This is a genomic window from Allocoleopsis sp., assembly GCF_036703385.1.
Lineage (GTDB): Bacteria > Cyanobacteriota > Cyanobacteriia > Cyanobacteriales > Coleofasciculaceae > Allocoleopsis.
Genome location: NZ_DATNPA010000493.1, coordinates 1 through 6,409 on the forward strand (window position 1 = coordinate 1; position 6,409 = coordinate 6,409).

The following is a 6,409-nucleotide window of genomic DNA, read 5'->3' on the forward strand; positions in this document are numbered from 1 at the left end:
TCCCTTTCCCTACCCAGTCAACGAGTAGATCGATTTGATGAGAATATTGCCAATATCCTGGGGGGTACGCGGCAGGGAGGCTTAACCTTTGCCCCGGAAGCCGGAACGCAGCGAATGCGGGATATTGTGAATAAGGGCTTAACCAATGAAGAACTGCTCCGAGGTGTGAAGACGGCATTTGAGCAGGGTTGGAATAAGATTAAGCTCTACTTCATGATTGGCTTACCGGGGGAGACGGATGTCGATGTCGTCGGTATTGCTGAGACGGTGCGCTGGTTGCAGCAGAAATGTCAGGCACAACGAAGAAGACCTCTCAATTTTAATATCACCATTTCTAACTTCACGCCGAAGCCTCATACTCCATTTCAGTGGCATTCGGTTTCAACAGCGGAGTTTGGGCGCAAGCAGGCGTTGCTGCGTCAGGAATTTCGCTGGATTAAGGGTGTGAAGGTAAATTTCACCGATGTCCGAATTTCGGCAATGGAAGACTTTGTTGGACGGGGTGATAGGCGGTTGTCTGCCGTACTGCGTCGGGCTTGGGAACTCGGTGCAGGAATGGATTCCTGGTTTGATAATTTAGATCGAGCGTTTGGGGCTTGGGAACAAGCGATCGCAGAATCTAACCTTACCTGGAAATATCGCCAAGTGGAAAACGGCGAATGGAATGTTTTTCAGGAGTCAGAAGAGTTGAAAGTTGACAAGTTGAAGGTTGAAAGTTGTAACCTGGAGCCTTCCAACCTGGAACCTTCCAACCTGCAATCTTCTAACCTGCAATCTTCTAACCTGCAACCTTCCAACCTGCAACCTGCTAACCTTCATGCGCCACTTCCTTGGGATCATATAGATACGGGAATTGATAAAAATTGGCTGGTTGCAGACTTACAACGGGCATTAGAAGCGGCAATTGTACCGGATTGTTCCTTTGACAGCTGTTCTCACTGTGGCGTCTGCGGTGTTGACTTTGGTCACAATGTGGTGATAAAACCTCTACCTATCCCAGAATTTGCGGGTCATTTCAAGCCGAATTCCGAAAAAGTCCAGCGGATGCGGGTTTGGTATGGCAAGCTGGGTGATATGGCTTTGTTGAGTCATCTGGATTTAGTGCGTTTGTACGATCGCGCCGTGAGACGTGCCTCCCTACCCATCGCTTATACGGGTGGCTATCACCCGATGCCTCGAATTATGATTGCCAATGCTTTGTCCTTGGGAGTGACGAGCGAGGGCGAGATTGTGGAGTTTGAGCTGACTCAACCGATGGATGTTGAGGAGTTTAAGCAGCGGCTGGCATCTCAACTGCCCTCAGATATTCCCGTGTATCGGGTTGAGGAGGTGGATTTAAAGTCTCCAAATGCGACTCAAGTGCTGGAACGGGCGGAGTATTTGCTGACTGTTGCAGTGGTTGATGAGGGAGCTGCTCCACCGTGGCAGGATTGGGTTGAGCTGGTGAAGAATCGTGAGGAAATTCTGTGGAAACATACCACAAAATCGGGTCGAAAGCAAGAGGTGAATTTGCGCGATCGCTTGTTTGAGTTGGAGGTGATGGAACTACAGAGGCACGGAGAACTCAGAGAGGAAGAGGGAGCTTCGACGGGAGTGTTGCGTTATGTGGGGAGTTGCCGCAATGATGGGACGCTGTTGCGACCAGAGCATTTAGTTTATATGCTTGAGCAGGTTACGGGGTTAGAGTTTCAGTTGTTGCACGCTCATCGATTGAGGATGATGCTGAATATTTCCAAATAGTTGGAAATAATGATTCTCATAACAACACCGTAGGGGCAAGGCATATCTTGCCCCTACTCCGTGGTAGACAAAACAGAAAATTTGCCAAGAGAGTATCTTACGGATTGGGGTGCGATCGCATTGTAATTACTCCCATACGCCTTGTAATTACTTCCATAACAACACCGTAGGGGCAAGGCATGCCTTGCCCCTACCAACACCCAAACCCAAACGCTGGCAAACAACCCATGAGGGCAACTGAGGTTCTAAAACAATACGCCGACGGGAGACGAGATTTCAGTGGAGAAAATCTCAAAGGTCAATCCTTCAAAGGAAAAGACCTCTCCGGGGCAAACTTCAGTGAAGCCGATATCCGAGGGGCAAACTTTACCAATGCCAAGCTGACGGGTGCTAACTTCAAGAGGGCTAACGCTGGATTACAACGCCGTTGGGTAATGGGTTTGGTTATTGGTTCATGGCTACTAGCGGGACTCTCAGGGATTTTTTCGGGATTGGCTACTTATTTCGCAGGAATGCTATTTGACATCAACAGCAGTGAAAATGTTTTCTTTGGTGTGACTGCCCTGGTCATGCTTGTTATTTTCCTAGTAGTCACCACCAGCCAAGGTCTTGTGAAAGGAATTTTTGCCCTTGCAGTAACTTTTGCCGTTGCAGGCACTTTCGCAATTGCCATCGCCCTCACAAACACCGTTGCTATCACTTTTACAGGCACAGGCGCAATCATGAGCGCAGGTGGAGGTGGTTTCGCAGCCGCAGGCGCAGCTACGTGCGCGATCGCAGTTACGGGTACAATCGCTGTTAGTTCCATGTTTGCATCTGTACTCACAGGTATTATTGCTTTGGCGGTTTCTCGCGTCGTGGCTTTTGTCGGTGCAGGACATGGCGCAGCTACAATGGCAACCATCGTTACGCTGCTCGGTGCTTACGTTGGCTGGCGTGCTGTGACTGGAGATGAGAGAGATGCCTGGACTTTGGGAAATGTCATTGCTCTTGCCGCTATCGGAGGCACTAGCTTTCGCCATGCTGACCTAACCGACGCTGACTTCACCTCTGCCACGCTCAAACATACAGATTTCAGAAACGCCACCCTGACCCGCACCAACTTGCACCAGACCCAAAAACTTGACCTAGCTAGAGTTGGCAACACAATTTTTATTGACACCAAAGTTCGGGATTTAGTTGTCACCCATCGAGGCGCTAAACAATTTTATATAGGATGCAATCTCAAAAGTGCAAACCTAGTAGGTTCTGACCTCAACGATGCTGACTTAACCGAAGCCGATATCAGTGGTGCTAATCTGCAAGGTGCTTGGCTAGAGCGAGCCAACCTAACGAAAACTCAAGCTTTGAACACCAATTTTAACCAAGCACACCTAACTGGAGCCTGTTTAGAAGCGTGGAATATTGACAGCACCACTCAACTCGACGGTGCTATCTGTGACTATGTTTATCTCCTCAACAACCAGCAAGAACGCCGTCCCAACAGTGGCGAATTTGCCCCAGGAGAATTTACCAAGCTGTTCCAAGAAGTCTTGACAACCGTTGATTTAATCTTCCGCAACGGCATCGATTGGAAAGCGTTTGTTCTCTCATTCAATGCTGTCCAGGCTCAAAATGAAGGCACAGAACTATCGCTGCAAAGCATAGAAAATAAAGGAGATGGCGTTGTTGTTGCCCGGTTGAATGTTTCGGAAGACGCCGATAAAGAAAAAATTCATAGTGATTTCATGCAAAGCTATGAACTCGCTCTCAAAGCTGTTGAAGAAACGTATAAAGCTAAACTAAATGCGAAAGACAACGAGATTGAAATCTACCGACAAAAAAGCTCTGAGATGAAAGAAATTGTCAGTTTGCTGGCAAGTAGACCGATTAATGTTGATGTTAAAGCAGTAGCAGATAGTAAATCTATGAACGAAAGCACTGACCAAAGCCGTAATATCAGAATTGGTGACATTAATGCTACTGGTTCAAGCATAAATCTAGGGGATATTAGCGGTATAGTTACCAACACCATCAACCAATTACCCCCCTCTCCCGAACCCGAAAAACCGGGAATCAAAGAACTCCTCTCGCAACTGCAAGCGGCAATTAATGACCCAAATCTAGCTGATGACGACAAACAGCAAGTATTAGAACAGATAAAAGTTCTGGCAGAAGCTGGACAAAACCCCAACAAGGAAACCGCGCAAAAGCAGGCAAAACGGGCAATGGGATTTTTGAAAGTGATTGCTGAAGGCTTACCAAGTGCAGCACAATTGGTAAAAACTTGTCAAGATGTATTACCTGCGATCGCGCTTTTTTTTGGGTTGTGATCGACTTGATGACACAATCCCTGAGTCACCCCTCCCCAACCCTCCCCTTGCTAAGGGGCTACCGTGCACACACATCTCCTGAACAACCTCAAAATGCTGCATTTCGCCCCCCTAGCCCCCCAATTTTGGGGGGAACCGGAACTTCAAAGTCCCCCAGAATTGGGGGATTTAGGGGGCAAGATCGCCTCATACACAAACCAGAAGACTTGTGTGTACACCGTAGTTGCTAAGGGGAGAGAGCTAATTTCCGGTTCCTCCCGAACTCCGGGGGGTTAGGGGGATTAAAGGAAACAAACATATAGATCGAAATTAGGAGTAACAAATTTGACGGAACAATTCGGGCCAGACCCAAATCGACCCTATCCAATGGTCGATCAACGACGAGTCTGTTTCATCAAGCCTTTTATCAAGGCACCGAATATTGTTGTCGGGGATTACTCCTATTACGACGACCCCGTTGACCCGGAAGGCTTTGAGCGAAATGTCCTGTACAATTACGGGAGCGATCGCCTCATCATCGGGAAGTTCTGTGCGATCGCAACTCATGCCAAGTTCATCATGAATGGTGCCAATCACAAATTAGATGGCATTTCCACTTATCCCTTCCCAGCCTTCGGACACGGTTGGGAAAAGGCGATGGACAAGTTGATGAATCTACCAAGCAGAGGCGATACGATTGTCGGCAATGATGTCTGGATTGGCTACGGTGCGCTGATTATGCCGGGAGTCAAAATCGGTGATGGTGCTGTGATTGCCGCGAAGTCCGTCATAACCAAGGATGTTCCTCCGTATACGATTGTGGGTGGCAACCCAGCATATCTCATCAAACAGCGCTTTAGCGACGCTGAGGTAGCACAACTGTTGGAGATTCGGTGGTGGGATTGGGAGATTGATAAAATTACACGCCATATTGACAAGATTATGCAAAGTGATATCCAAGCACTACACGATGCCGAGTGAAGGATGCATAATCGGCAAGTAGTCACGAACGATTGAGTGTGAAAGCCTTGCAAAACCGTAAACTGGACGCCTTCTCGCTAGTCCCCTTGCTGGTGTCCGCCCATTACGGTTTAGGATTTCTCTTTGGAACGGCTGAGAAAGCACTAACTTTGGGTATCGCTGGCAGTCTCTATGCTGTCTCGATTAGTGTGGGTACAATCGCGGCGATGGGACTGGCGAAGTTCTACTGGACTGAGGTTGAGCAAATCTGGACATTGCTGGGAAACCGCTACGGGAACTTTGTCAAAATCCTCGTGGGATGGTTGATTTGGTCATCGCTGATTGGGATTGAAGCCGTCCAGATCATTTCTGGAGCCTTTGTTCTCAAGGTTTTAGGGCTACCCGTGTTGCCGAGTATGGTGGGTTTGGCTATCTTGTTTACCCTCATCTCGTTACTGCCAGTGGAGGAAGCTAGCTGGATATTTCAAGCGTTGCTGGCTCTAAATTTATTAGCTTTACTTTATGCACTGTGGGTGCTGCACGGTTTCCCGGATTATTTGCGATCGCCTATTGAGTTTATTCCATCCCTGCGACAGGTGAGTCCACCAGACTTCGTGGGCATCTCTCTATCCACAATTGTGCTTGTTCTCATCGATATGAAGTGTCAGCAATTTATTGTCCAAACTAAGGATGTGCGAAATGTCTATTTAGGCTCTGTATTAGCAGCCATCGTGCTCTTATGGATTGCTTTGTTGCCTTCTGTTGTGGTAATTGCGGCTCAACAGGCGGGAATTTTGCCGATGGGCATTGATGGCAGGGAGACAATTCCCTTTATCCTTTCATGGATTGGCGGTGGAACGGACAAGCCTTTGGGAATTATCCTGATTTTGTCTTTATTGGTTCCGGCACTGGGTGTTGGCAGCAGCGTGTTGCGCGTGCAGAATAAGACAATTCTCGACTTCGGTATTCTACCTATATCTAATAGTAATCGGTTGCTTGTTGCTATTGTGAATGCCCTTTTAGCTCTAGCCATTGCCTTAAAGGGCAGTGGTTCACTGATCGGTTTGATTGTATCGTTTTATGCTGTCTATTTATCTGCCGTATTAGTTCCCTTTATGGCCTACCTGCTTGCTCAAACCGGACACTATACATTCTCCGAAATGGGGGTAAGACTATCTTTAATCATGGCTAGTATTTCAGCTTGCTCGATGTTGACTTTAACGCTACTTAACCCCACTTTTGTAGTTTTTGGCAGTGTTGAGTTGAGCATTATAGCAATGGGAATTGGATTTGGAGTTTTAGGATTATTCATCGGTCATCTCATCGATAAATATTTTCCTGCATCCCAGGTCAGGGAAGAGATTTGAATGTTTTTGCTGGAGCTAACGCTTGGCTTGAGACAAACAATGGCTGATACT

The 6,409-nt window shown here is 47.5% G+C and carries 4 protein-coding genes; all 4 read left to right on the top strand.

The features are described from left to right. Positions 1-1,740: TIGR03936 family radical SAM-associated protein (locus tag V6C93_RS38955; protein ID WP_333479243.1), on the top strand; the 1,740-nt coding region annotated here is incomplete at its 5' end. Between the two features lie 179 nt (positions 1,741-1,919). Further along, a complete protein-coding gene (locus tag V6C93_RS24260) occupies positions 1,920-4,052 on the top strand; it encodes a pentapeptide repeat-containing protein (RefSeq protein WP_333479244.1) in 2,133 nt (710 codons plus the stop codon). A 324-nt stretch (positions 4,053-4,376) separates the two neighbouring features. Then, complete coding sequence (locus V6C93_RS24265; RefSeq protein WP_333479245.1) at positions 4,377-5,012, top strand: Vat family streptogramin A O-acetyltransferase; 636 nt, start codon at positions 4,377-4,379, stop codon at positions 5,010-5,012. 38 nt (positions 5,013-5,050) lie between these two features. Next, entirely contained in the window at positions 5,051-6,358 is a 1,308-nt protein-coding gene (locus tag V6C93_RS24270; RefSeq protein WP_333479246.1) for a hypothetical protein, read from the top strand. Positions 6,359-6,409 lie beyond the last annotated feature (51 nt).

Bases quoted from the DNA above. Each gene is read 5' to 3' on its own strand.
- V6C93_RS24260 (WP_333479244.1), top strand. From the start codon at position 1,920: ATGCCTTGCCCCTACCAACACCCAAACCCAAACGCTGGCAAACAACCC.